The sequence below is a fragment of the Synechococcus sp. Cu2B8-bc1011 genome (genome assembly GCF_047302735.1).
Classification (GTDB): Bacteria; Cyanobacteriota; Cyanobacteriia; order PCC-6307; family Cyanobiaceae; genus Synechococcus_C.
Window position 1 is genome coordinate 350,443 of sequence record NZ_CP138915.1, and the last position, 24,775, is coordinate 375,217.

The window sequence follows — 24,775 nt, forward strand, 5'->3', positions numbered from 1 at the left end:
CTCATGCCTCGGCTTCTTGTTGCTGCCAGCGGCACAGGTGGGCACTTATTTCCAGCCCTCTCCGTTGCTGATGCCCTGCCGGAGCCATGGAGCGTGCGCTGGGTGGGCGTTCCCGACCGTCTGGAAACAAGCCTGGTTCCAGGCCGTTATCCCCTCACCACGGTCAAGGCTGGTGGATTGCAAGGGCGAGGACTGCGCAAACTCATCCAACTGATCCAATTGCTGGCCGCCAGCGGCGGCATCCGCCGCCTGATCCAGCGGGAACGCATCGATGCTGTCTTCACGACAGGTGGGTACATCGCTGCACCAGCAATCCTGGCGGCACGGTGGTGTGGCATCCCCGTAGTCCTTCACGAATCCAATGCCATTCCAGGCCGGGTGACGCGCTTGCTTGGCCGCTTTTGCACCCGTGTTGCCGTGGGACTTGAGGCAGCCGCACCACGCATCCCGGGCTGCCGAGCGGTGGTGACCGGAACCCCGGTAAGGGCTGCTTTTCTCCAGCAACAGCCACGACCGGAGTGGGTTCCTCAAGGCAATGGCCCCCTGCTTGTGGTGATCGGCGGAAGCCAGGGAGCTTTAGGGCTGAATCGAATGACGCGAGTGATCTTTCCTTCCCTGCTCAACAGCGGCTGCCGCATCGTGCATCTCACGGGCAGCAATGATCCCGATGTGGGTTGTATCGAACACGCCTTGCTGGTGGAACGTTCTTTCAGCGATGAGATTCCTGCCTTGCTGCAACACGCAGACCTCGCCATCAGCAGAGCCGGTGCCGGCAGCCTGAGTGAACTGGCCGTGAGCGGAACACCCACCGTGCTGGTGCCCTTCCCCCAAGCGGCCGATCGCCATCAAGATGCCAATGCCGTCTGTGCTGCAGCGGTTGCCGCGGCCGTGATCGTGCATCAACACGACCCCAGCGAGACGACTCTTCGCGACACGGTCTGGCGCCTGCTCGGATCCAGACTTCAAGGAGAAGATAAAAGCGCTGACCCATTGCCGGAGATGGGACAAGCCATGCGGCAGCTTGGTGTGGAGGATGCGGATCAGAAACTGGTGACCCTGCTCGAAGGACTGTTGAGCTGAATACGCCGGAGAGCACGAAGGATGCGTTGATTCCCCCGCCGATCTTGCAGACCAATGCGCAGCCAACGCTCTCCCAACCCGGCGAAAGAACGGCAATCCCGAAGCAAAACGCCATCGAGAGCGAGACGCTCGCGAAGCTCCAGCAAGGACGGCTCGCCTTGGATCAGCAAATAATTGGCAGCTGAGGGGTAGGCCTTTAATCCAGGGATGGCCTCAAGTTGAGCCCGAAACCAGGTGCCTTCTTTTTCCACCCACTGCTGAACGCGCTGTTGCCAACGCTGCAAGCCAACCGGGTCGTTCATCACAGCCACTCCAGCTGCAATCGCCAAACCGTTCACAGGCCAGGGATCTCTCCATCCATGCCATCGATGCAAACGATCGGGTGCCGCAACGGCATAGCCCAGACGCAAACCCGCAATTGCAAACAATTTCGTGAGACTGCGAATCACCACGAGATTGGGATGGTCTGACACCAACGACAGTAACGACTGATCTTCACCCCCTGGCACCAGAGGAAGAAAGGCCTCATCACAGATCACCAGGGAGTATCGAGCCAACAAGGGTTCCAACGAACAACGGCTCCAAAGTTGACCGGTGGGATTGTGGGGATTGGTGATCCACACCACATCGGTCGTCTGCTTCAAGGCGCTCAACGGAAAGGGTTGCGGCCAGCAGTTGCCCCACTCCAAGGGCAAAGGCAGCTTCTCGATCGCGCCACCCCAACAAGCCAAAGCTCGAGAATAATCGGCAAATCCAGGCTGAGGCAAAGCATTGAGACCAGCGGCGGTTGCATCGCGAGCCGCCCATGTGAACAACTCCGCGGCCCCATTCCCTCCGAGCACCTGATCAGGATCCAGCCCATGCCATGACGCGAGCGCAAAGCGCAAATCAGCCTGAGCGCGGTCGGGGTAATCACGCAGAGCCTGGCCCTGAATGGCAGCAGCGAGCGCTCTACGCAAAGCGCGAGGAGGACGGAATGGCACCAACGAAGCGCTGGCATCCAGCAAATGGGAGGGTTGCATCCCCAGCCGCCGGGCTTCCTGGCTGAGGTTGCCTCCATGGGGAGGAAGGCCGTTGCTCACGCCGACTGGTGCTGGATGTACCCATCCTGCCCAGCCATCCTTCGAGCCATGGTCGACGAAGACCAAGAAGCCCGATACAACGCAGTACAACCAAGCAAGCCCACGTGTTGAACCCGTCCCGCTTGATGCCCTTGCTTGGCTTATGGCTGATCGCCAGCCCGATGCAAGCCGAGAGCATGGATGACCTCATCAAAGTGCTCCAAGACGGTGATTGCCGCAACTGCCACCTGGCCGATGCCGACCTTGTGCATGCCGACCTCCGCGACGCCGACTTACGCGACGCTCGATTGCAGCGAGCCAATCTTGGAGAAGCCCAATTGGATGGGGCTGACTTACGCGGGGCCAATCTCAGTTTCACCAGCTTGCGCGGGGCTTCCCTCCGTGGCGCCAATCTCGAAGGCAGCATCCTGCATGGCACCGACCTGCGTTGGGCCGATCTCAGTGGCGCTCGCCTGAACCCCAACGCTTTAGAAGAAGCGCATTGGCAAGGTGCCACGGGAATCAGCCGCGACATACGAAGCCATGCTGCTCTGCACAATGCCGGCGTCGAAGCCACACAGGCCGGTCGGTGGCCTGAAGCCGAAAGACTCTTTGGCGCCGCAATCCTCAGCTCCCCTCAAGAGCCCTTGAGCTGGGTCGCGAGAGGCATCAGTCGTAGCGAATTAGCCAAGGACGATCTAGCCGCACAAGATTTCCGATATGCAAGCGCACTATTTAAAAAGGGAGGAAATCAAAAAGTTGCCAACCAACTTCAAACAGCGGCTGAAATGGTTCAAACGCGTCGGACGAAAACTCACACAAAATCTGAAGGAAAAGGCTGGGGCGGGCAATTACTAGGGGGCGTTACTGCAACTGCTCAAGCTTTAGCCCCACTTGCGATAAAAGCACTGATCCCTCTCGGAATTGGCTTTTGAAAGGAGTGTTTTAGACAATCAAAAGGCATCGTTTGACATAAGCTGACGAGCAGCCGGAAGAGACGGCTGATATCCATAGCCATAACTTCCCCCTTGATCATCACTAATGATCTTAGGAGTCACGAGAACAACAAGCTCTCTCTTCGCCCGATCTCCAGCCGACTCACGAAAAAATTGACCGATCAAAGGAAGATCTCCTAAAATTGGCCATTTTCTAACTTGTTGAGCATCACGATCTGAAATAACTCCCGTCAAAATAAGTGTTTGGCCATCTCGGACCCTGAGAGACCCAGTATCAAGCCTACGCAAACTCAAGATACTTCTAGGGCCACAACCCTCAACATTTTGAGTTCCAGTAACAGCAGCAATTGTAGGAGAGAGACTGAAACTCACAAATCCATTATCATCAATTTTAGATACACGTGCACCAAAAGTTAGGCCAGCAGTTCCAAGGACAGGCTGACAAGAATTAGGTGCACCATTCTGCCCAGCACTCACGATATAATTAACTGTTTCCTGAGTACCAACAGTCACGAAAGACTCATTCGCCTTGGAGCGACCTATTGAAGCGGCCTGAAATGCAGAATCAGCACCACTAGAAGCCACATCGGCGCCACCAGAAATCTCAACAGGGTTTTCACTTAAAATCAGAGTAGGAGACGCTAAAGTCTTAGTACTATTGGATATAATAATAGACCGAATTAAATCAAACAAATTATCTTTCGGGAATACACTTCCAGGGTTGATTCGACTCGGCGTAGGATTTGGAGGGATTAGCTGAGCCACGACATCACAGTCTGTGCCATTGCATATCTCTGTCTCAAACTTTCCACTTTCAGCCCCTCCAGCGATCGCATCGAAATTAGAATTATTAGGAGGGAGCAAATTACCAAAAGCCCCAACAAGCTCACCTCTGTCACTCAGAATAAAATTATTGCCGTAGCGAAAGGCAAAACTATTTGAGATCGTGGAGTCGTTATCCAAGGAAACATCCAAAATTCGCACCGACAAAGCAACCTGCCTTTGACGCAAATCAATTTGCCTCAAATACCCCTCAGCAAGTTTCACCAAGAGAGAGTCTCCGATCAAGGTAATTGTTTGAAGCCTTGAATCAGTGGTACCAATCAAACCGACCAAAGGGCCTTGACCTGAAGAATAAGAACGTATCTCAATCTGTTCCGAAGTATTAGAACTGCTATTACTCGCGTCGCCAGACGCCTCTTCAAGAATAGATGTGGTTTTCAAAGGGACGGGCTCTTGAATACTTGCACCCAAGCTCCCCAAATATTTTGCCGCCGAGACTGCCGAAGATTGATTGAGTCGATACACCTTCGACATCTGAGGGCCAAATGTATTAGCAGAAACTTTTGATCCCACCATGAGAGTGCGACCATCTAATTTTCCCTGCAGCCCAGAGGCAAGCAGAACTCCATTGAGAGCCCTCGCATAGGACTCGTTCTGAAAAGCAATCGAAACAGGTCGGATAGGTAAAGCAGCATCCTGACTGCCTCCACCCTGTTCACCAACAAACACGAAGCCATAGCCCCCTAAACGAGCCAAGGCCATCAACGCATCCTTGGCAGGCGCATTGTTCAGAGTGAGGGTGACTGGCGGCCCGCTCACATTCACATAACTGCGGTTCTGCATCACCATCGTCCCCACCGCCATATCACCGAGTGGCGGCGCAACGGCGCGCGGGCGTAATGGAGGGGCGTACTGCGTTTGAGGGACACGCCCCGGTGTGTTGAGATTGAGGCGTCCCGTTTGGAGTGTGGGAGCAACCACCAAACCTGAAAACTTGAGAATCAGATCACGACCATCGGCACTCACCACAGGATCTTTCAAAGGACGACCTGGACTTGGCGTGACCTTCAAGGCATAGGAGCTGCCGCTACCAACCAACGTGGCGGACTGAATTCCAATCACAGGATCCGAAAGCCGCACCTGACCATTGCGGACTCCCGGCGCCCCCTGGGTCTGCAAACGTCCCTCCCAAACCTGGCCGTTCAGGCGCTGCTGCAGAAGTGGCTGATCGCCAACTCCTTCGATGACAAGTTCCACGCCGTCATTGCCACGGCGTAAACGCAAGTTCATGGAGCCTTGGCTCTGCGCTCTAATCGCCCCAGCACCTCCAAGGCCAAACACCACATCACACTCAGCGAGTGCAAGGCTGCCAATCAACGCCAATGGAATCAGTCGGGAGGGTCTCGAGGGCATTCCCACGCCTGATTCACAAACACTATGGGCGGATGGTATCGAGCGAAACCCTTAGGAGCCAGCCCTAAAACACAGCATTGAATTGATTCAGGATGGCGCCCTGACCTTGGACTGAGGCGCGGATTCCATGGGTTCTTTCACGTCCTGATCCCCATCCGTTGTCTTGTCAAAAAAGCTCAGCTTGAGCTTGAGCTCGGTCAACGGTGGGCCCTCAGGGGCCCCGTCAGCATTGGTCTCTAGCGGAACTGCCTTGAGCTCAAGATCACTGGGCTGAACCAGGAGTTCCAGTGCCTCCATGGCACGCAAGAACTGCAGCACCCCTACGTAGGGTCCACGCACCTGCAGCAGCACCGCAGTTTTCTCGTACCCCTGCAAATCAGAAGGAGCCCCATCCTCAGCTCCAGCGTCCCCTTTTTTGTTGTCTTGTCGGGAAGAGTCAGGGACCACAGGCGCATCTGGCACGGGTTCATAGCGTTCAATCAAGACACCGCTCTCAGCCGCGGTACGACTCAGCTGGGTGAGGAAGGTCTCAATCTCTCCGCGGCCCGCCACCAAGTTCACCACCAGATCTTGCTGTTGTTGCGCCAATACAAGCTTTTGTCGCTCTTGCTTGACCCGATCGGTAATCAAGGAAAGTGACTTCTGCTGACCTTTGAGCTCAGAGATCCGACGCGTCCGTTCTGCTGATGCCAACCAATGGGGGAGTCCAAACGTTGCAAACAGCCCGGCACCGATTAAGACACCCATCAGCAATGGGGCACCAACCAACACCCGTTGACGCGTTCCATCCTTTTGCCATGGACTCTCACTACCACTCAGGTTCGTCACAAGCTGACCCCACGTTCCTCAAGGAGTTGATATCGATACGCCAAGCCGCCGGCCCCCAAGTCCTGAAGTTGAATCAGAGATAGGCGAGTGTTTGGATTCAGAGCCCACTCCACGCTGAACGTCACAACAGGGGCATCCCCGTCCTCTCTCGTGATCTTCATCACCTTGACCCCTTGTTGCCGAGTGATGGGCAGTTGAGACAGGGAGAGTACAAGCGCATTAATGCGTTCGAGAGGCCCTGGAGTGTTTCCAATCTGTACCCGGCCTAGCAATTTAATTTGCGCCTCACCAACCAACAGCTCCTGCAATTGAATGCCATCTGGCGTGATGCGTCTGAGCTGCTCCAACAGAGGAGATCCACCGCGGAAAGCCACCAGCTGTTGCGCGAAAACATCGGTTTTCTGATTCACCGAGGCGGTTTTAGCCCTCAGCCGCCGCAACTGTGCTTCAGCAGCAGTGACGCGTTGTGCGACAGGCTCAAGTAACTCCAACTGCCGCTGTTGCTGCTGCCCCCTCCAGCTCAAACCAGCGGTAATCGCGACAGTAAGCAGAAGAACAGCTCCACCTAGCAACGCACCTCGCCGCAGCAGAACTTGGGCAGGCACAAACGGGACCGGCTGAGCCGGCAACCCCAACTCGATGCGCCGCTCCCGGAGGAGATCCACTGGGGCTCCTGAGCGTCCCCTCATGATCTGCTCTCCAGAGGAGGAGCCTTCAAGGCCAACTGAAGCAGTGACATCTCACCATCTGAAACAAGCGGGCCATGGAGACCTGCACCATGACCGTCCTTCCAACGCCCCTTCCAGCTTGGCCCAGCTGTAATCCACCAGCTGCGCATTGCATCGACCTGCCTTTGTTTCTGATCCCATGCATCGAGAAGGAACAACACCTCATCTCTGACGGACGGGAGCTGCGTGGCTTGCAACACAACATCCAATTCAGGCAGGCCATCGCACAACAACACAAAACGCCAGATCCCTTCGGACTCAATCAACCAAACCCACTCTCCCTCCAGTGGTTCGTTGAGAGTCTGCAGTGCTCGCCATGCAGCAACCAAGAGCCACTCCGCTTGGCAGAGATTGAGATCTGCTGACGCCACCGTGTCGATCCAGGCCTGCAGGATCAACCGATCAACGCCCACCACCATCGCCATGTCCCTGTCTTGCAACGAAGTCCAGGCGACATAGGACTCCTGCCATTGCAACGGCCAGGTCATCTCGGGTGCAAGCGCTCGCAAGGAGGTGGCATCACCCAGACCAGCGGCACCCTCCAGCAGTCGCCAATGACAAGTCGGCAAAGGCAGCAACAGTTCCAACTCCACACTCACAGAGGCAATGCCCTGTTCGATCAGCAGATCCGCAACCATCTCAGCCAGCACCTCCCTCTGGACTGGCACCCCGCCCTGACAAAGGCCCGGAGGAAGCTCGGTCTTGATGATGGACTGCTGCCCCTGATCCCACCACGCCAAACTCAGGACACGATCAGAAGCAGCAAGAACCACGCGCCGCCGAGTGAGCAAGCCGGTGATCTGACCCAGTAAGCCATCCAGGGCCGGGAAGCGATCGCGCAGATCAACCAGCTCCAAGTTCTATTCCTCGATGCGTCATGAAGGATGTGCAGAAAGCGTATCGACTACGTCCAGGGCGCGCCGCTTCCAATCGCCTCACTGAGATGGCGAAAGCCATGGAGATCGAGCTGGCTGATCAAACCCTCAAGGATGCGTGGAACCAAATCAGGACCTTCATAAATCCAACCGGTGTAGAGCTGCACGAGGGAGGCGCCAGCAGCCAGGCGTTCCCAGGCCGCCTCAGCTGATGAGATTCCCCCAACTCCGATCAACGGCAACGCCGGCCCAGCGCTGGCTCGCAGCCGTCGAATCACCTCCACAGCGCGGTAGCGCAAGGGATCACCGCTCAGCCCACCTGCCTCTTCCGCAAGGCTTCGGCCGGTCTGCGCGATCAGCCGCTGTCCCAAACCCAGTCGATCAAGACTGGTATTGACAGCGATGACACCAGCCAAACCTTCCTCGTAAGCCAATCGAGCGATGCCATCAATGGCATCGTCCTCAAGATCAGGTGCAATTTTCACCAAAAGTGGTGGGCATGCTGGCAACCGGCGCAAACGCTCGACCAACCGCCGCAATTGAGTTGAATCCTGCAGATCTCGCAAGCCTGGAGTGTTGGGAGAGCTCACATTGATCACGGCGTAGTCCGCCAAAGGAGCAAGACATTCCAAGGAAGCGGCGTAGTCATCAGGGGCCTGCTCCAACGGAGTGATCTTCGACTTTCCGAAATTGATGCCAAGCACAGCCCGACGATGACCTGGCGCTGGCAATGCTTGCCGCTCCAGAGTCCGTTGCATCGCCTCAGCACCGTTGTTGTTGAAACCCATACGGTTGAGGGCTGCCCGTTCAGCAGCAAGCCGAAACAGGCGAGGCCTTGGGTTACCGGGTTGACCATGCCAAGTGACGGTGCCCACTTCAGCAAATCCGAACCCAAAGCAATCCCACACCCCAGCCGCAACACCGTTTTTATCGAACCCCGCAGCCAAACCCACGGGATTGCTGAATCGACAACCAAACAGAACTTGCTCCAGCCGCAGATCCTGACGCTGAAGCTCCGTAGCAACGCCCTCCAAGACGGATGAGATGCCAGGCCAACGGCGGCGCAGGCTGACCTGAGCGAGAGCCTGCAAAGCCGTCTGACTGAGCTGTTCGGCATCCACCCCATCATCCCGGGACAGCTGCGGGCCCAACCATCGCCGATAAAAGCCGGCGGTGGATAACACCCTGAGGGATGACGGATCTGCCATCTGGGCTCCTAGGTCTGTTTCGATCCTGGCGGATCGCGTCGCAACCGCCAGCGATCATTCTCCACAGGCTCCACCATCCACTCACGCCAACGCCATGAACCTTGTCGTTCTGACAAACGATTGAGGGGCTGCTCCACCAACTGAGCCAACTCCACTGCTGTTAACGCATACCCCCCGGAGGCCAAGCGATCCGCCAGTTCCATCCGTGTGAGGAGCTTCTGCAACGCCACGGGAGCCGAGTCCAACACGGCCTGACTTGGAGCGGTTGAAGAGGAAAGAGCTTGCTGCCGTCCTTTCGAATAAGCCACGGCAATTTGATCCACCCTGTCGTTGTCAGGATCTCCGCTATGACCTTTGACATAGCTGAGGGGCACGTCAGCAAGCCGAGCCTGATCAAGCGCTTGCCAGAGATCCTGATTGAGCACTGGCTTGCCTGCTGCAGTGCGCCAGCCCTTTCGCTTCCAGCCTGCCATCCAACTGCTGAGTCCGTCGATCAGGTATTTGCTGTCGGTGCGCAAGGTGAGATCAGGATGAAGTGGCAATTCAGCCAAGCGCTGCAAGGTGGCAAGCGCGGCCTGTAACTCCATGCGGTTGTTGGTTGTAGACGGATCAGCACCGCCAAATTCCTCCACGCTGCCGTCTTCGAAACGAATCAACGCACCCCAGCCGCCTGGCCCTGGATTGCCACTGCAGGCCCCATCGGTCGCTGCTGCCACGACGCGACCACGTCCATCATGTTTCTCAGCCATTGATTCCACCACCGGATATTCGGTACAACAGGTCGTTGTTCTCCAATTTGGAGCCACCGTTTATGCGGCGAACCTACCTCCGGCGGCTCCTTCTGATTGGAACAGCACTGATGGTGGGGGGTAGTTCCTCTGCGCTGCCGGGGTGGACCCGTTCGTTGTTTGACAGCAAACCACTCAAGCAAGAACAGTTTGCGATCCTGGCCCGCGCCGTTGGGCGTGACGGCTGGAAACTGTTGGTCCTTGAGCAAATCAAAGCCCGTCCTCTTTGTTGGAAAGATCAAGCTGATGGACTGGTTGAGCCCTCGCTAAACGGGTTTGATTTCACGGGGATTTGCAGCCGATATCTCGACAGCAATGGGTATTCACTGCGTACGGCCGGAGAAGACACCCAAAAATCCGTTCGCTTACGCCTTCGGCAAGGGCGCAACGGACTTGAGCTTCAAGCACTGGACACCAACCGCAGTACTGCAGTCGTGGTGGCCAAAGCGAGACAAGCCAGACGCAACAAAGATGCTTTTGTCAAGCTCAAACTGGAACCTGGCTGGCAACTGGAGCGTCGGGCCTATCAAGGGCGAACCCTGAGCCACGTGTATTTCGCCAACAATGAATCGTTGAACCAATTGAGAGCGAAGGCTTCAAAACGTCCAAGCCGTTCGGTTTGGACGACGACAATGGCCCGAGCACCAAGGGCACCCAAGTCCCCATCCAGTTATTCCGGCAAGGGGCCCATCCGCCTCGAAGTGATTCCATTCCGCCCATGAACAAAGCCTCAAGGACAGTTGGATGAGCGACAACTGCTATCCCCCTAACCAAGCAATTCTGCTTAGGTTCGTATTGTGAGGAGTGCTTTACGCCTCTTCAGGGTCGAAACAAGGAAAGACTCCTGAATGCGTTGTTCTTAAAAAACCTTGCCTTTGGCAGGGTTTTTTTATTGGCGGAGCGGAGCCGTTCCCATGACGCCAAAAAAAAGCCGGTTCAGAGAACCGGCGGACAGAATTTGATGGGTTGAGACCTGCTGTTTGGAAGCAGGGCCTCCAACAGATCACTTGATTGTGACCTTGCCACCCACTTCTTCGATGGCTTTTTTCAAGGCTTCAGCGTCGTCCTTGGAGACGCCTTCCTTGATGGACTTAGGAGCAGCCTCGACCATGGCCTTGGCATCACCCAGGCCGAGACCTGTGGCTTCGCGAACAGCCTTGAGCACTTTGATCTTGGCGGCAGCATCAAAGCTTTCCAACACAACATCAAATTCGGTCTTCTCTTCAGCCGCTTCACCACCACCAGCAGCGCCAGGAGCAGCCATGACTACACCAGCAGATGCAGCAGCGGACACACCAAAAGCATCCTCAATTTGCTTGACAAGCTCGGAAGCCTCAAGCAGTGAGAGTTTTTTCAGTGATTCAAGAATTTCGTCGGTTTTTGCAGACATGATTGGGAATCAGCAACAGATCAGGGAAAAAAAGTGAGGTCGAAGACGTTCAGCTTTCGCCGCTATCGGCGTGCTGCTTGAGCGCTCTTGCAAGACCGGAGGGAACCTCGTTGACACCCACAGCAACCTTGGTGGTAACTGCGTTGATGGCGCCGGCGATCTGGGCCATGAGCACTTCCTTGGAAGGAAGCTCCCCAATAGCTTTGATCTCGTCCTGAGACAGAAGCTTGCCTTCAAAAAGGCCGCCCTTGGTCTCAGATTTTTTGGTCTCTTTCTGAAAAGATTGAACAGCTTTAACAGCACCGCCAACATCACCCTTAATCAGGACGAAAGCGTTGGTGCCATTCAGAAGAGAGTCGAGGCTTGACCAGACACTGTCACCATCAATGGCACGACGCATCAAGGTGTTTTTAGTCACCTTGCAAACGCCGTTGCTGGCCTGCAGACGAGTCCGCAAATCAGACATTTCTTTGATGGAGAGGCCCTGATAGTCCAGGACCAGTGCCATTTCGGCCTCGCCAAGAAGCTTTTTAAGCTCCTCGACGATCTGTTGCTTGCTCTCCAGAGTGCGGCCCATAGGGATTAGATCGGAGGAACAAGCTGGACACGCGGGGGTTTCGGGGCTCCCGAGGGAGACGAGGCCGCGTGTCGATCCAAGCCAATGGGCAAAAATCGTCGCATTTTCCTCGGCAGGACTTATGAAACATGCTCAACGCCGTTGAGATGGAACAACCTGCTGTCTTAGGCCGGGCGCGTGCCCGTGGACTGGCAATAGCCAGTCCACAAATTTACATCACTGTGTTCAGCCTTCCTGCTCGATGTCCTGCAGCAAAGCGATATCAACTTCGACAGAAGGTCCCATCGTGGATGTGACATACAGGCTTTTCCAGTAACGACCCTTAGCGCCACTGGGCTTGTTGCGATCGATGGTTTCCTGCAAGGTCTTGAGGTTTTCCAGCAAGGCCTCAGCAGTAAAACTCGCTTTACCGAAGCGAACATGCACGATTCCGGTGCGGTCTGCACGAAATTCAAGCTTGCCTGCCTTGAATTCCTGAATCGCAGACGCCAGGTCGGTGGTAACCGTTCCCGCTTTTGGATTGGGCATTAAGCCACGGGGACCAAGAACCCGACCCAACTTGGCAACCTTCGGCATCATGTCTGGGGTCGCAATCAAAAGGTCGAAATTCATTTCGCCCTTGGAGATGGCCTCCACAAGGTCCTCATCACCCGAAAGTTCAGCGCCGGCGGCCTTGGCCTCGGCAACTTTTTCACCGCGGGTAATCACTGCGATACGAACGGTTTGCCCCGTTCCCTGAGGAAGAGCGACCGTTGTACGCAGCTGCTGGTCGGTGTATTTGGGATCGATACCAAGGCGCACATGCGCCTCCATGGTTTCGTCGAATTTGGCTGTGGCGTTCTCCTTCACCAACTGAATGGCTTCAAGAGGCTGATAGGCGCGGTCCTCGATTTTGGTAACGAGGCTAGCCAGGCGTTTAGAAAGTTTTGGCATGTCAGGTGTGGGGTTCAAGCGACGCTGAGGCCTCCCCCGAAATCAGTGAACGGAACAAACAACGAACGCAGGGCGTTCAGTCGCTAACGGCAACACCCATGTTGCGGGCAGTGCCTTCGATAATGCGCATCGCCGACTCAACACTGGTGCAGTTGAGGTCGGGAAGCTTGGTCTTGGCGATCTCCTCAAGCTGGGAGCGATTGATGGAGCCAACACTGCCCTTTGCGGACTCACCGGAACCCTTTTGAATTCCAGCGGCCTTGGTAATCAGAACCGAGGCAGGCGGGGTTTTTGTGATGAAGGTGAAACTACGGTCTTCGAAGACCGAAATTTCAACCGGGATCACATATCCGGCCTTGTCCTGGGTGCGAGCGTTGTACTCCTTACAGAACGCCATGATGTTGACCCCGTGCTGACCGAGGGCAGGGCCCACCGGTGGTGCGGGATTGGCTTTGCCGGCCTGAAGGGCCAGCTTGATCACAGCTACGACTTTCTTGGCCATCGGCAAGCGGAGTTAAACATCTGCGGATCACCGACCTCGGGGGGCGGTGCGGCGAAATGGCGGACCATCTCTAAGGCCGTCCTCCGCAGGAGACGGCCGCCGCATGAATCAATTCTGTTTACTGATTTGAGAGAACTCAAGCTCGACTGGTGTTTCTCGACCAAAGATCGATAACAACGCTTTGAGCTTGCTTCGTTCCCCAGACACCTCGATCACCTCGCCTTGGAAGTCTTTGAAAGGACCTGCGGTCACCAGGATTTGATCGCCCTCTGCGAGATCGACTTTGACGACGGTCTTCTTCTCGGCTGCGCGCTTGAAAATACGATCCACCTCCTGACGACTCAGGGGACGGGGCTTGATATGGCCACGGGCCTTACCCGTGGCACGACGGTCTTCTGCACCAACAAAATTGATGACGTTTGGCGTGCTTCTCACCGCCATCATTGTGTCTTCATCCAGGACCATCCTGACCAGCACGTAACCCGGAAACACCTTCTCCTCAGTGGATTGACGACTGCCGTCTTTTTTGACTTTCACCGCCGGCGTCTCGGGAATTTCAATCTCAAGGATTCGGTTGCTGACCCCAAGCGTGACAGCGCGCTGCTCAAGGGTGGCCTTCACCTTTTTCTCACAGCTTGAGGCGACCTGCACCGCGTACCAACGCGCGACAGATGTGCGTGCAGGCATCGACTCAAGCGTGCCGTCCTCTCCCTCATTGGGTGCTGGCAGATCAAGCACCTCGGTGCTCTCCTGCTGGGTGGTATCGAGGTCAGACACGGATGCGGACGAACAATTGGGACAAATGCGATCTGTTGTACGAGCAGCAGATCAACGGAACACCTGAGAAGCGGCCCAACCGTAAAAACGGCTGAGGGCTGAAATGGCCGCGGCCGAGAGGCTCACCATCAAGATCACAGCCACTGATTCACTGAACAGCTGCTGACGACTGGGCCAGACCACCAGCTTCAGCTCTTCGAAAGTGGCAGCTAAAAAACCACCCCTTCGGCCTGTTTCAGCCGGTGTTTGTGGGGAAGCGGTTTCGGTGTCCTCGGAAGTAGGGCTGGTCACAAATCTTGCGATGCCGGAACTGACGCCGGTGCCTTGGGCACGTGACGGCAAACAAGCATCCTACTGGACGCTTATCGACATCTCATTCTGCCTCGAATCGAAACGGTTCTGTCGATGTGTCTCCTGAATGCACCCGAACCGCCTGAGCCCCGTTAAAGCGCTCTTCAAGCAATTCGGTCGCCAGCGGATTTTCGACGCGACGGCGCAGGACTCGACGCAAAGGTCTAGCGCCATATTCGGGCTCATACCCCAAAGTCGCCAGATCATGCGCCACCGCATCATCCACACGCAATTCAAGTCCTTGCTCGGACAGCAAGTGGGCTAGATCGGCAAGCTGCAAACGCACAATCCTTTCCAGATCTTCCACACCAAGGGGACGGAAGCGAATCACTTCATCGATCCGATTCAAAAATTCTGGCCTGAAATGGTGGGCCAACGCCTCGTCCACGGCGGTATTGAGCGCCTGAGCGGCTCCGGCCTCATCACCCGATTGAGCTTGACGGGCAGAATCGAGAATGGCTCTACTGGCCAGATTGCTGGTCATCACCACCACGGTGTGGCGGAAGTCAACAGTCCTGCCCTGCGAGTCGGTGAGCCGTCCGTCGTCAAGAACTTGGAGCAGCACGTTGAACACATCCGGATGTGCTTTCTCCACCTCATCCAGCAGCAACAGCGCATAGGGGCGACGCCGAACAGCCTCGGTGAGTTGACCGCCCTCCTCGTAGCCCACATACCCCGGTGGCGCACCAAGCAAGCGCGCCACCGCATTGCGCTCCATGAATTCACTCATGTCGAGTCGAACGATGGCCTCTTCCTCGTCGAACAACAAAGCTCCAAGCGCTTTTGCCAGCTCGGTCTTACCCACGCCTGTCGGCCCTAAAAACAAAAATGAACCCACCGGACGGCGTGGATCTTTCATGCCAGCACGGGCACGACGAATGGCCGCTGCTACAGCCTGCACCGCCTCTGGCTGGCCAATCACCCGTTCGGCAAGACGCTGCTCAAGTTCCAACAGCTTTTGACGCTCACCAGCAAGAAGGCGCTGGATTGGGATCCCAGTCCAACGGGCCACCACATCCGCGATATCAGCCGCTTCCACCTGTTCTCGCAGCAGGGCAGACCCTTCCTCTTGGGCCTCATTCAGCGACTGTTCAAGATCAGCGCGGCGCTGCTGAACGCGATGCAACTGGTCGTACTGAAGACGGGCGGCCTCTTCCAAATTTCCGTCCCGCTCTGCTTCGGCAATCGCATGGCGAAGGTCTTCATCTTCCTGAAGCAACTGACGCAACTCCTCCAGCTGCTCCCGTTCCGCCTGCCATCGCTCCCGGAGCTGACTCAGCCGGTCAGAGGCCTCAAGACGATTGCGCTGGAGCTGAACCCGTTCCCCGTCCGGTGCCTGCTCCGCGGCGAGAACCGCCAACTCCACTCGGCGTAGATCAGCCTCTGCATCCTCCACCACCTGAGGCTTGGACGTCACATCCATTTTCAACTGAGCAGCAGCTTCATCGATCAAGTCGATTGCCTTATCCGGCAAACACCGGTCACTGATGTAGCGATCCGCCAACCGTGCTGCCGCCATGACCGCCTCATCGGTAATGGTGACCCCGTGATGCAACTCATATCGCTCCTTCAATCCACGAAGAATCTCCACACTGAGTTCAATCGAAGGCTCCTGAATCGGCACCTTCTGAAAGCGCCTGTTCAACGCTGGATCCTTCTCCACGGTGCGGCGATAGTCCTCTGGAGTCGTGGCGGCAATACAACGCAACTCGCCGCGTGCCAGGGCTGGTTTGAGCAAACTGGCCGCATCAGCACTGGATCGCTCACTGTTCACCACGGTGTGAAGTTCATCAATGAACAGCACAACGGCCGCTTCCGGATCGCTCACCTCATCGAGCACGGCACGAAGACGTTCCTCGAACTGACCGCGGAACTTGGCTCCAGCGATCAAGGCACCACCATCGAGAGCAACAAGCCGCAAGCCCTGCAGAGATTCGGGCACCTCACCAGCAACGATCCGTTGCGCCAGGAGCTCTGCGACCGCGGTCTTACCCACGCCAGGCGCACCAATCAAAACAGGGTTGTTTTTGCCGCGTCGCGACAGCACCTTGATCAAGCTACGAATCTCGCCATCCCTGCCGATCACTGGATCAAGCAATCCAGCGGCCGCAGCAGCCGTGAGGTCGCGGCCATAGCTCTCCAACGCAGTCGGCTCGCTGATCAGCTCAACAGAGCGGTCCATCTCATCGCCCTGAGGCTGGGGGGATGCAGCCGTTTGGCCTTGCTGAAGCTGAACTGAAGGCTGCTGCACTGGAGGCTTCTGCGCTGGAGGCATGGGAGCAGGAGCAGCAGAGGCTGAGGGCGCTCGAGGCCGTGGGGGAGGAGGCGCGACAACGCTCGAAGGTGAGCGATCGGGAGCACGGGTCAGTTCTGCTTCAAGCCGATCGGCGGGCAGTCCAAATTGCGCAAACAACTCTGCACCGACGCGAGGGTCGCGCCCCATCGCGATCAAGAGATGGGACACATCGATCAAGCGGGAGCCCCAAAGTGAGCGCACCCGATCCGCCTCCTCCAATAAGGATTCGAGATCCTCTCCCACGAACAGATCCTCACCGCGAGCCATGGGCTGCTCAGCCAAAAAGCCCTCGAGTTGATCGAGCAGTCGATCGATTGGCAGTGGCAAGGCCGCAGCAACACGCCGATAGCGCTCATCGCTAAAGAGCACCTGCAAAAGATGCTCAACATCGAGATCCTGATGACGCCAACGACGGGCCACATCCTGCCCAGACAGCAACAGCTCCCAAGCGTCGTCACTGAAGCGATCAGGTTCTGACGTCAGGCTGCTCAAAGGCTCAAAGCTGGTGCGGGAGGTGGAAGTCATTGGTGTGAAGCGTGATTAGGCCGCGTCTGATCGGGAGGAAAGCTGAATGAGTTCCACCTTGTAGCCATCTGGATCGTCCACGAAAGCAATCACGGTGTTGCCATGTTTCATCGGACCAGGCTCACGGACAACCCGCCCTCCCTTTTCTGCAATCGCAGTGCATGCCGAATAGATGTCATCGAGACCAAGCGCAATGTGGCCATAGCCATCACCAAGGGCATAGTCCGTGGTGTCCCAGTTGTGGGTCAGCTCAAGAACGGTGTTGTCGCGCTCATCCCCATATCCAACAAACGCAAGCGTGAAGCGACCGGAGGGGTAGTCCTTACGACGCAACAGTTGCATCCCCAACACCTCGGTGTAAAAGCGGATTGATCGCTCCAAATCGCCCACTCTGAGCATGGTGTGAAGCATGCGCATGTTGCTGATTCCACCTGTTCTATCCACATGCTGCCAAAACACAAAGAGACCTGGCAGGGGGTGTTCCATAGGATCTGTTCAGTCTTGTCTCCACCGCTCGTGCTCGATTCTCTCGATCTCGTCATCGACACCATCGTGGCCAGGGAGGTCTTGGATTCCCGTGGAAACCCCACGGTGGAAGCAGAGGTCTTGCTGGAAGGCGGTGCCAGTGGCCGCGCAATCGTTCCCAGTGGAGCCAGCACCGGCGCCCATGAAGCCCATGAGCTCAGGGACGGTGGCGACCGCTACATGGGTAAGGGCGTCACCAAGGCCGTGGATCACATCGAAGAGCGGATTGCGCCCGCGCTCTGCGGTTTGTCGGCTCTCGATCAGGGCAGCGTGGATGCAGCCATGCTCGAACTTGACGGCAGCGACAACAAATCCGGCCTGGGCGCCAATGCCATCCTCGCCGTGAGCATGGCAACAGCTCGCGCCGCTGCCAACGGGCTAGGCCTGCCTCTCTATCGCTATCTGGGAGGGCCGATGGCAACGCTCCTACCCGTGCCTTTGATGAATGTGATCAATGGGGGCGCCCATGCCGCCAACAACTTGGATTTCCAAGAATTCATGCTTGTTCCTCACGGCGCTCCCAATTTCAGAGAGGCGCTGCGGATGGGCACGGAGGTGTTCCACACCCTGAAGAACTTGCTCAGCGAACGAGGCATGAGCACCTCGGTGGGTGATGAGGGCGGCTTCGCTCCTGATCTCGGCAATGAGGAAGCAGGAGAAGTGCTGGTCCAGGCCATCGAGAAAGCTGGTTACAAGCCAGGTGAGCAAATTTCGCTTGCGCTCGACGTAGCGAGCACGGAGTTTTACAGCGATGGGCGCTACGCCTTCAGTGGCGGTAGTTATTCCAGTGCCGAGATGGTGGACCAGCTGGAACAACTCGTGAATCGCTTCCCGATCATTTCGATTGAGGACGGATTAGCAGAAGACGACTGGGACGGTTGGGCCCTACTCACCGAGCGCCTCGGCAAACGCGTTCAGCTCGTTGGGGATGACCTGTTTGTCACCAATACCAAACGCCTGCAGCGCGGGATTGATGCGAATACCGCCAATTCGATCCTGATCAAAGTGAATCAAATCGGTTCACTGACCGAAACGCTTCAAGCCATCGACCTAGCCGGTCGGTCTGGTTACACCAGCGTGATTAGCCACCGAAGCGGAGAAACGGAAGACACAACCATTGCTGATTTAGCCGTCGCCACTCGCGCAGGCCAGATCAAAACTGGCTCACTGAGCCGCAGCGAGCGGGTCGCCAAATACAACCAACTTCTGCGGATTGAGGACGAGCTTGGCAATCAAGCTGTCTATGCCGGGGCAACAGGCCAGGGACCACGAGGTCGCGACTAACGCAAACCACTCCCTTGTCCTGTCACGGGACACCAGCTGATCACTGGGTCACTGCTTACGCGGCTGGCCCTACAGAGCTTTGTGCACCTCAACGGGGGGGGGCAGCGGACAAGGCAAAGATCAACTACTCAAGCAACACTTAGCGGCTCCAATTTGCAGCAGATAGAGGAGCCTTTGATCACATTAGGAATGGTGAACGAAGCAGCTATCTCTTCCTTGACTCAGCTGTCAAAGTGAAGAGAAATACAAGCAAGGGCTTAAATAAGGAAAGCAGGCTGGAGGAAGAATGGGATTGTATTGATGAAGACAACGTGTAATTAATGACCAGCAGAATTTCATTGGGCCAACTCAATTCATTCGCCCCTAAAAGAAATGAATGTCGTTCAGGACGAACGATCAGTTCCTGACAAATTCTCAATCCGTCCATCCCGGCGAAGTTTCCCTTGCAACTTCAACCAGCCCATCCCAACCGGAAGAGCCGCACCGAGGGGAAGCAACGCCCAGAGGGGCCTAGTACTGGCACCCATTAAGGCCGCTGCCACGGCAAGTCCGCCAAGCAACACCGACTGGCCGATCGAATGCTGCGCCGTCACCATCCTTCGGAACTGACGGTCTGATTCACCCATACGAATCTGAAGCTGCAGGTCTCCTTGCTCGAGGCGCTCCAGGCTTTCATCCAACCGACGAGGAAGACCAACAGCCCTTGAACCAAGAGCGCCGACCTGACGGCCAAATTCATTCAAAAGATCGTTGGAGCCAGATCCACTGGAAGTCATGAGCGGCAGCAGATAAGGCTTGGCAATCGCCACAAGGCTAAAGCCCGGATCAAGACTTTTGCCGACCCCTTCAAACGTAGAAAGGGCACGCATCACAAAGATCAACTCCACGGGCAGCCGAAACGGCTGCCCGTACACCAGTTCGTACAGGTCTCCCGACAGTTTTTCAATCACGGAACTGCTGAACGGCGGCGTGAGGGCCTCCTTCAGCATCAGACGCACCAAGCGGCGAACAGGGCCCACATCAACACCAGTAGCGATCACTCCAGCCGCTTGCATCTCATCAACAAGAGACGCTGCATCCCTTGCAGCGGCAGCTCTCACCATCCCTCCCATCCGCCTGCGTAGGCGCTCGGAGAGTTGCCCCATCATCCCAAAGTCGTAGTAGATCAGCGCTCCATCGGCCGCAACCGCCAAATTCCCTGGATGGGGATCGGCATGGAAAAAGCCGTAGCGCACGAGCTGTTGCAAGTAGCTAGCCGAGCCGATCTCAGCCACCTTGGACGGATCAATCCCAGCGTCTTGAAGAGCCGCACGGTCATTAATTTTGATCCCAGGCAAGTAGTCGAGACAGAGAACGCGCCTAGTGCTGAGCTCCCAGACCACCCCAGGCACGCGGATGTTCGGATCATCCAGGAACTGCTGTCGAAACCGTGCAGCGTGCTGAGCTTCAAGACGGAAATCAAGCTCTCGGAGTAACACACGCCTGCACTCCTGGGCCATCGCCACCCAGTCGCGCCCTCGTCCCCATTTGGGATGACGCTGAAGCACAGCAGCCACCTGCTGCATCACTTCTAAATCCAGCCGAAACACACGGTCCAATCCGGGGCGCTGAATCTTGAGCACCACCTGGCGACCACTACGAAGACTCGCCCGATGCACCTGGGCCAAGGAAGCCGCCGCGATGGGCTGCTCATCTAGATCAATAATTTCAGCGCAACGGGCGCCCAGCTCGTCCTCAAGAACAGACTGAGCACGGTCAAAGGAAAAAGAGGGAACCCGGTCCTGCAATGCCGCCAATTCAGAGACCCAGCCCGCTGGCAACACATCCGGCCGAGCCGACAACAACTGGCCGAGCTTGATAAAAGCCGATCCAAGGTGAAGCAGCTCCTGCGTCAGCCAACGTGCACGCAATTGCTGGCGAGCTGCGCGACGCTCCGGAGTTGGACCGCCCGGATAGCTAAACGCTCTGGCATCCCACCACAGGAAGAACAGCAAGGTCAGAACAGCACGCCAAATACGGAGTCCCCGGAATGCTCTACGCAGCAGGGCCTTCAAGCGACTGAACAGGATCACGACCGCTCCTCGATGCGAATGCCCAGTTCAGCGACCCGGGCTCGCAGCTGATCAATCTTGGTCTGCAAACTCTCCTCTTCAACCGATGAAGCAGGGGATGACTCCGCGTCCACGCTCCGTCCATCTCCTTCTCGCTCAAGCCTTTCTGCTTCCGCCTTCACCTCTTCCTGAAACAAATCCCATTCCTGGCGAACGCGATCGGGTGCGTCTTGCACCAACACAGCGAATCCAGCAGCAGCATCGGCCATGCCGTGACCCATCCGAGCGAGCACACGATGCATCGCCGCTCTGAGCAGAGCATCTCGGGAGGTCATGGCCATTCGTCTCAACCCTCAAACTGTGGCAGATTCAACCTCCGATCAGCGACGTTCACTCAAGGAGCGGGAGGCGCATACACCGGAGTGACGAAAAGTTCAGGCTCAAACAGTTCGGGCTCGACAACGACGGACTCCACCATGACGGGAGCTTCCATCTGCTCTGGAACGGGGGTCGGCTGGGCCAACTCGGGGACCTCAGTCGGCAACGCATTAGGCACATCCAAAGGCAGCTCTGAATCCAGCAACTCCGTGGAAGCTTCGGTCTCAAACGGAATCGTTTCGTTCAGCGTTGGCATGTCCTCAATCGGACGGGATGCATTCACCACGGCTTGCTGACTGCGATCACGCTCAATTGCTGCCGCAGTGATGCGCTCAGCTTCCTCTTTGGCTTTGCGCTGCTCCAATTCCTTAGCAAGCTTGGCCTGCTTCAGCTCGTTGGCTTGTTTGGACGCTTTCGCATCAATCAATTCTTTCGCCGCAACATCTGCCTTGAGAGTGGCGGGCCCGCCATAGCGAAGCCGAAGCGCCTCAAGGCTTTCCCCTGGGAATACCCGTGCTCTAAAAGACTGAGGCTCTGATTGCTCCAAGCCAGATCGGATCAAAACAATGCGCTGTGTGATGCCGTAACCAAGCGCGAAGCAAGCCCCTGCAACCAGAGGGCCGACCCAGAAGCGCGGACGGGTCTGACGCTTTGGTTGCGCCGTGGAGGCATTGGTCTCGGCGGGCATCTGTAGGTCCTCCTCAGCACAACCATCCTCGCAGCGATGTCTAGACCTCAGGTGGTGTAATCGGCGTTAATGCGCACGTACTGATCGGAAAGATCGCATCCCCAGGCGATTCCCTGACCGGCACCATCACCAAGAGACAGGCGAATCTGAACCGTGTCATCCACAAGATAACGACCACAAGCCCGTTCACTGAGATACGCCGACGCTGCAGCCCGATCGAATGGCAACGGCTGTCCCTCTGACATCAGCTGATGGGGGCCAATCCAAAGAGCCAGCGCATCGGCAGAAAATGCCACACCGGCACGACCAGCGGCCGCCACGATGCGCCCCCAATTGGGATCCCTTCCATGAACCGCAGTTTTAACCAACGACGACCCACAAATCGTGCGCGCGATTGTTCGAGCCTCAGCCTCTGAATCGGTGCCCTCCACCTGCACCTCCATCAGGCAGGTGGCCCCCTCACCATCCCGAGCAATCGAACGAGCCAGATGCTGGGCGACCAACGTCACCCCCTCCTCCAACACTCCGAGCTGGTCCGTTGGCAGAGCATCTCCTGCCGCAAACGCCAAGAAGGTGTCATTGGTGCTGGTGTCGCCATCCACGGTGATGGAATTAAACGAACGATCCACGGCCCGGCGCACCATGGCTTGCCACAGGTCACAGGGCACAGCGACATCACAGGTGAGATAGCCAAGCATCGTGGCCATGTTTGGGTGAATCATCCCGGACCCTTTCGCCATCCCTCCGATCCGCACCCTGTGCCCACCGAGCTCAGCCTCAAACGCAACCTGCTTCTCCACCAGATCCGTCGTCAGGATGGCCTGAGCCGCTGCCGCACCACCATCCGGGGATAAAGCGCTCACCAAAGGATCCACAGCGGCAAGAAGGGGATCCATCGCGATCGGTACACCGATCACCCCGGTGGAGCAAATCAAAACTTGGTCCTGGGAGCAGCCCAAACGATCAGCAACTGCTTGGGTAATACGGAGGCTGTCGACCAGACCCCGATCGCCGGTACAGGCGTTGGCCTGCCCGGAATTGGTCACCACAGCACGAACCCGACCAGAAGCCACCTGCAGACGATCCGCACAAAGGTCCACGCAGGCAGCGCGGACCTCAGATGTTGTGAAGGTGCCAGCACAGACCGCATCGTCTGGTGCCAGCAACAGGGAGAGGTCTGCTTTTCTGGATGGCTTGAGACCCGCGCTTAAGCCCGCCGCTTTGAAGCCAGTGGGAGCAGTGATTCCTCCAGACATTGGAGACCAGATCACAGATTGCGTCATTGATCAGGATGCAAGGCCAAGCGAGCCGCTCGTTCTAGGCTTTTTACGACAGCACCGCCTATGCCTTGAGTGGAGATCACCGCTGGCAAGGACGGCAACGGCGCATCGGCCTCACCGGTGGGATCGCTAGTGGCAAAAGCAGCGTTGGCCATTTTCTTGTTCAACAGGGCATCCAGGTTCTGGATGCGGATCTCTACGCCCGTGAAGCCTTGGCGCCAGGCAGTCCTGCTTCCAGGGCAGTGCTGCAGCGCTACGGCGTAAAAGTACAGAGCGAGCTCAGCGAAGGCCTAGACCGAGCGGCACTCGGCTCCATCGTGTTCAGCGATCCCCAAGAACGGACCTGGCTAGAAAGTCAAGTGCACCCGTTCGTGCGACAACGTTTCGATCGGGAGCTTCAGAAGCAGGCTGAAGAGTCTCTGGTGGCTTTAATGATCCCGTTGCTATTTGAAGCCAAGCTAGAGAACCTTTGTTCAGAGATATGGGTGATGTACTGCACGCCAATGCAGCAAAAACAACGACTAATGCTGCGTAATCAGCTCACTCTGGAGGAAGCAGAACAACGCATCAGAGCCCAATGGCCTATTGATCGCAAACGTGAACTTGCCGACCATGTCATTAACAACGGCGGCGAACCATGGAGCTGGAGATCACAGGTCAATGACCTCCTGAAATAAACTCTTCCGCTTCCTTAATCAGCAAAACTCAATCAAAACCAGAGTCAAGATGGGGGCAAATCATGTTCCCAATCCAAAGCAAGAAGTTCCACAGAGAAAAGTCAAAACACCGACAATTCACGACCCTCATGCTTTAGGCCTCAGTCGGACCTTGTCACATCACATGTCTTGACCAATCCACAAAAACCTCCCTAAGTTTCAACGTCTCCAAGCAACAATTGACCATGAAGCGGTTGGGTTTCTCACTGGGATGGTCAGCATTGCTGGTACTCACGACGCAATCTGCACAAAGCCAGCCAATTGAATATCAATGCTTCGAAAGGAATACACGACGCCCTGTAGCAGCAAGTCTTGTCGATCTCAGCACTCCTGAGGTGAGTTGCGAGATCACCACCCTGAAAACCCCAGAGCAAACAAACGAGGACAAACCGAATCTGGTTGCTGCGGATTCGGATAGCAGCGACGGCCCAAGCCCTTACGCCGAGATCACACCCGATCCAAAGTCCGTGAAACGGTTTGTCCGCGACAACCCCCTCGCGGCAAGGCGTGCCCTCAATCTGGCTAGAGGGGCAGCAATCCAGCTAAACGGCGGCCTCAGGGTCTATCGACCGGGAAGCTGCATGTACACCAGTGCGAGCAACAATCCGTGCCTCATTCATGCGGGTCCAGAAGGCTTGGAATTCAGCATCCCGGGAGGTGCAACCGGCTGGGAGCAGGCCGGAGAACCCCCAACCGTGACAACGCGGATCCTGGTGGCAGCCGATGGCCGCGCATTACTGCAGAGGGAACAATCGGGAGCCGTCAGCCTTTGAGCTTCAAGC

At 56.6% G+C, this 24,775-nt stretch carries 26 protein-coding genes; 7 read left to right on the plus strand and 19 right to left on the minus strand.

Annotated features, from left to right (window positions below; genetic code table 11):
- The first annotated feature begins 3 nt into the window (after positions 1-3).
- Positions 4-1,080: a UDP-N-acetylglucosamine--N-acetylmuramyl-(pentapeptide) pyrophosphoryl-undecaprenol N-acetylglucosamine transferase gene (locus SIC18_RS01900; protein WP_413430022.1), complete on the plus strand. Its 1,077-nt coding sequence runs from the start codon at positions 4-6 to the stop codon at positions 1,078-1,080.
- On the opposite strand, the gene SIC18_RS01905 is transcribed toward SIC18_RS01900, so the two are convergent.
- Complete coding sequence (locus SIC18_RS01905; protein WP_413430023.1) at positions 1,041-2,162, minus strand: pyridoxal phosphate-dependent aminotransferase; 1,122 nt, start codon at positions 2,160-2,162, stop codon at positions 1,041-1,043. The genes SIC18_RS01900 and SIC18_RS01905 overlap by 40 nt on opposite strands.
- Positions 2,163-2,170: 8 nt before the next feature.
- Between SIC18_RS01905 and SIC18_RS01910 the strand changes: the two genes are divergently transcribed.
- Positions 2,171-3,076: a pentapeptide repeat-containing protein gene (locus SIC18_RS01910; RefSeq protein ID WP_413430024.1), complete on the plus strand. Its 906-nt coding sequence runs from the start codon at positions 2,171-2,173 to the stop codon at positions 3,074-3,076.
- 18 nt (positions 3,077-3,094) lie between these two features.
- Here the strand turns inward: SIC18_RS01910 and SIC18_RS01915 are convergent, their stop codons facing one another.
- On the minus strand, positions 3,095-4,951 hold the full coding sequence (locus tag SIC18_RS01915) for a type II secretion system protein GspD (RefSeq protein ID WP_413430025.1): 1,857 nt from the start codon (positions 4,949-4,951) through the stop codon (positions 3,095-3,097).
- Positions 4,952-5,123: 172 nt separating this feature from the next.
- Here SIC18_RS01915 and SIC18_RS01920 point away from each other — a divergent pair, with 172 nt between their 5' ends.
- The gene (locus tag SIC18_RS01920) at positions 5,124-5,348 is read left to right on the plus strand and encodes a hypothetical protein (RefSeq protein ID WP_413430026.1); all 225 of its coding nucleotides are present in this window, start codon (positions 5,124-5,126) and stop codon (positions 5,346-5,348) included.
- Between the two features lie 32 nt (positions 5,349-5,380).
- On the opposite strand, the gene SIC18_RS01925 is transcribed toward SIC18_RS01920, so the two are convergent.
- The 5 genes from SIC18_RS01925 to SIC18_RS01945 are packed head-to-tail and all read right to left on the minus strand — an operon-like array spanning position 5,381 to position 9,681.
- A complete protein-coding gene (locus SIC18_RS01925) occupies positions 5,381-6,121 on the minus strand; it encodes a hypothetical protein (RefSeq protein WP_413430027.1) in 741 nt (246 codons plus the stop codon).
- Entirely contained in the window at positions 6,118-6,810 is a 693-nt protein-coding gene (locus SIC18_RS01930) for a PilN domain-containing protein (RefSeq protein WP_250394979.1), read from the minus strand. The genes SIC18_RS01925 and SIC18_RS01930 overlap by 4 nt, the downstream gene beginning before the upstream one ends.
- The gene (locus SIC18_RS01935; protein ID WP_413430028.1) at positions 6,807-7,706 is read right to left on the minus strand and encodes a hypothetical protein; all 900 of its coding nucleotides are present in this window, start codon (positions 7,704-7,706) and stop codon (positions 6,807-6,809) included. Before SIC18_RS01935 ends, SIC18_RS01930 begins: the two co-directional genes overlap by 4 nt.
- A 47-nt stretch (positions 7,707-7,753) precedes the next feature.
- Complete coding sequence (locus SIC18_RS01940; RefSeq protein WP_413430029.1) at positions 7,754-8,932, minus strand: quinone-dependent dihydroorotate dehydrogenase; 1,179 nt, start codon at positions 8,930-8,932, stop codon at positions 7,754-7,756.
- A gap of 8 nt (positions 8,933-8,940) precedes the next feature.
- Complete coding sequence (locus SIC18_RS01945; protein ID WP_413430030.1) at positions 8,941-9,681, minus strand: ribonuclease H family protein; 741 nt, start codon at positions 9,679-9,681, stop codon at positions 8,941-8,943.
- A gap of 62 nt (positions 9,682-9,743) precedes the next feature.
- Between SIC18_RS01945 and SIC18_RS01950 the strand changes: the two genes are divergently transcribed.
- Entirely contained in the window at positions 9,744-10,442 is a 699-nt protein-coding gene (locus SIC18_RS01950) for a DUF3747 domain-containing protein (protein ID WP_413430031.1), read from the plus strand.
- Between the two features lie 281 nt (positions 10,443-10,723).
- On the opposite strand, the gene rplL is transcribed toward SIC18_RS01950, so the two are convergent.
- The 8 genes from rplL to gloA all read right to left on the minus strand — a co-directional run bounded on the left by rplL (position 10,724) and on the right by gloA (position 17,488).
- Positions 10,724-11,110, minus strand: coding sequence for a 50S ribosomal protein L7/L12 (rplL, locus tag SIC18_RS01955; protein ID WP_048347447.1), 387 nt, complete (start codon positions 11,108-11,110; stop codon positions 10,724-10,726).
- 49 nt (positions 11,111-11,159) lie between these two features.
- Positions 11,160-11,687 carry a 50S ribosomal protein L10 gene (gene rplJ, locus SIC18_RS01960; RefSeq protein ID WP_011620617.1) on the minus strand — a complete coding sequence of 176 codons (528 nt, stop codon included), beginning with the start codon at positions 11,685-11,687 and terminating at the stop codon, positions 11,160-11,162.
- 225 nt (positions 11,688-11,912) lie between these two features.
- Positions 11,913-12,620, minus strand: a complete 708-nt coding sequence (rplA, locus tag SIC18_RS01965) for a 50S ribosomal protein L1 (protein ID WP_011620618.1) — start codon at positions 12,618-12,620, stop codon at positions 11,913-11,915.
- A 76-nt stretch (positions 12,621-12,696) separates the two neighbouring features.
- Positions 12,697-13,122: a 50S ribosomal protein L11 gene (gene rplK, locus SIC18_RS01970; protein ID WP_048347448.1), complete on the minus strand. Its 426-nt coding sequence runs from the start codon at positions 13,120-13,122 to the stop codon at positions 12,697-12,699.
- Between the two features lie 108 nt (positions 13,123-13,230).
- Positions 13,231-13,899 (minus strand): transcription termination/antitermination protein NusG, encoded by a 669-nt coding sequence (gene nusG, locus SIC18_RS01975; RefSeq protein ID WP_048347449.1) that lies wholly within the window; start codon positions 13,897-13,899, stop codon positions 13,231-13,233.
- Between the two features lie 51 nt (positions 13,900-13,950).
- Positions 13,951-14,190, minus strand: a complete 240-nt coding sequence (gene secE / locus SIC18_RS01980; protein ID WP_048347450.1) for a preprotein translocase subunit SecE — start codon at positions 14,188-14,190, stop codon at positions 13,951-13,953.
- 82 nt (positions 14,191-14,272) lie between these two features.
- Complete coding sequence (locus tag SIC18_RS01985; protein ID WP_048347451.1) at positions 14,273-17,071, minus strand: ATP-dependent Clp protease ATP-binding subunit; 2,799 nt, start codon at positions 17,069-17,071, stop codon at positions 14,273-14,275.
- A 15-nt stretch (positions 17,072-17,086) separates the two neighbouring features.
- The gene (gene gloA, locus SIC18_RS01990) at positions 17,087-17,488 is read right to left on the minus strand and encodes a lactoylglutathione lyase (protein WP_048348367.1); all 402 of its coding nucleotides are present in this window, start codon (positions 17,486-17,488) and stop codon (positions 17,087-17,089) included.
- 99 nt (positions 17,489-17,587) lie between these two features.
- Here gloA and eno point away from each other — a divergent pair, with 99 nt between their 5' ends.
- Entirely contained in the window at positions 17,588-18,880 is a 1,293-nt protein-coding gene (gene eno / locus SIC18_RS01995) for a phosphopyruvate hydratase (protein ID WP_048347452.1), read from the plus strand.
- Positions 18,881-19,263: 383 nt separating this feature from the next.
- Here the strand turns inward: eno and SIC18_RS02000 are convergent, their stop codons facing one another.
- From SIC18_RS02000 to argJ, 4 genes are read right to left on the minus strand one after another with little or no spacing between them, the layout of a single operon-like run.
- A complete protein-coding gene (locus SIC18_RS02000) occupies positions 19,264-20,952 on the minus strand; it encodes an ABC1 kinase family protein (RefSeq protein WP_245407161.1) in 1,689 nt (562 codons plus the stop codon).
- A complete protein-coding gene (locus SIC18_RS02005; protein ID WP_048348369.1) occupies positions 20,949-21,266 on the minus strand; it encodes a hypothetical protein in 318 nt (105 codons plus the stop codon). Before SIC18_RS02005 ends, SIC18_RS02000 begins: the two co-directional genes overlap by 4 nt.
- Before the next feature lie 59 nt (positions 21,267-21,325).
- A complete protein-coding gene (locus tag SIC18_RS02010; RefSeq protein ID WP_413430032.1) occupies positions 21,326-21,997 on the minus strand; it encodes a hypothetical protein in 672 nt (223 codons plus the stop codon).
- Positions 21,998-22,044: 47 nt separating this feature from the next.
- Entirely contained in the window at positions 22,045-23,280 is a 1,236-nt protein-coding gene (gene argJ / locus SIC18_RS02015; protein WP_413430033.1) for a bifunctional glutamate N-acetyltransferase/amino-acid acetyltransferase ArgJ, read from the minus strand.
- A gap of 65 nt (positions 23,281-23,345) precedes the next feature.
- On the opposite strand from argJ, the gene coaE reads away from it, so the two are divergent.
- Positions 23,346-23,954 carry a dephospho-CoA kinase gene (coaE, locus tag SIC18_RS02020; protein ID WP_413430034.1) on the plus strand — a complete coding sequence of 203 codons (609 nt, stop codon included), beginning with the start codon at positions 23,346-23,348 and terminating at the stop codon, positions 23,952-23,954.
- A 224-nt stretch (positions 23,955-24,178) separates the two neighbouring features.
- Positions 24,179-24,766, plus strand: a complete 588-nt coding sequence (locus tag SIC18_RS02025) for a hypothetical protein (protein ID WP_250395950.1) — start codon at positions 24,179-24,181, stop codon at positions 24,764-24,766.
- The last annotated feature ends 9 nt before the right edge of the window (positions 24,767-24,775 follow it).

Coding starts and splice junctions, on each gene's coding strand:
- SIC18_RS02010 (WP_413430032.1), bottom strand. CDS start 21,997: ATGCCCGCCGAGACCAATGCCTCCACGGCGCAACCAAAGCGTCAGACC.
- gloA (WP_048348367.1), bottom strand. CDS start 17,488: ATGCGCATGCTTCACACCATGCTCAGAGTGGGCGATTTGGAGCGATCA.
- SIC18_RS01985 (WP_048347451.1), bottom strand. CDS start 17,071: ATGACTTCCACCTCCCGCACCAGCTTTGAGCCTTTGAGCAGCCTGACG.
- SIC18_RS02005 (WP_048348369.1), bottom strand. CDS start 21,266: ATGACCTCCCGAGATGCTCTGCTCAGAGCGGCGATGCATCGTGTGCTC.
- SIC18_RS01900 (WP_413430022.1), top strand. CDS start 4: ATGCCTCGGCTTCTTGTTGCTGCCAGCGGCACAGGTGGGCACTTATTT.
- SIC18_RS01950 (WP_413430031.1), top strand. CDS start 9,744: ATGCGGCGAACCTACCTCCGGCGGCTCCTTCTGATTGGAACAGCACTG.
- argJ (WP_413430033.1), bottom strand. CDS start 23,280: ATGACGCAATCTGTGATCTGGTCTCCAATGTCTGGAGGAATCACTGCT.
- SIC18_RS02025 (WP_250395950.1), top strand. CDS start 24,179: ATGAAGCGGTTGGGTTTCTCACTGGGATGGTCAGCATTGCTGGTACTC.
- rplK (WP_048347448.1), bottom strand. CDS start 13,122: ATGGCCAAGAAAGTCGTAGCTGTGATCAAGCTGGCCCTTCAGGCCGGC.
- SIC18_RS01920 (WP_413430026.1), top strand. CDS start 5,124: ATGACAAGTTCCACGCCGTCATTGCCACGGCGTAAACGCAAGTTCATG.
- SIC18_RS01930 (WP_250394979.1), bottom strand. CDS start 6,810: ATGAGGGGACGCTCAGGAGCCCCAGTGGATCTCCTCCGGGAGCGGCGC.
- rplJ (WP_011620617.1), bottom strand. CDS start 11,687: ATGGGCCGCACTCTGGAGAGCAAGCAACAGATCGTCGAGGAGCTTAAA.
- SIC18_RS01945 (WP_413430030.1), bottom strand. CDS start 9,681: ATGGCTGAGAAACATGATGGACGTGGTCGCGTCGTGGCAGCAGCGACC.
- SIC18_RS01940 (WP_413430029.1), bottom strand. CDS start 8,932: ATGGCAGATCCGTCATCCCTCAGGGTGTTATCCACCGCCGGCTTTTAT.
- rplL (WP_048347447.1), bottom strand. CDS start 11,110: ATGTCTGCAAAAACCGACGAAATTCTTGAATCACTGAAAAAACTCTCA.
- rplA (WP_011620618.1), bottom strand. CDS start 12,620: ATGCCAAAACTTTCTAAACGCCTGGCTAGCCTCGTTACCAAAATCGAG.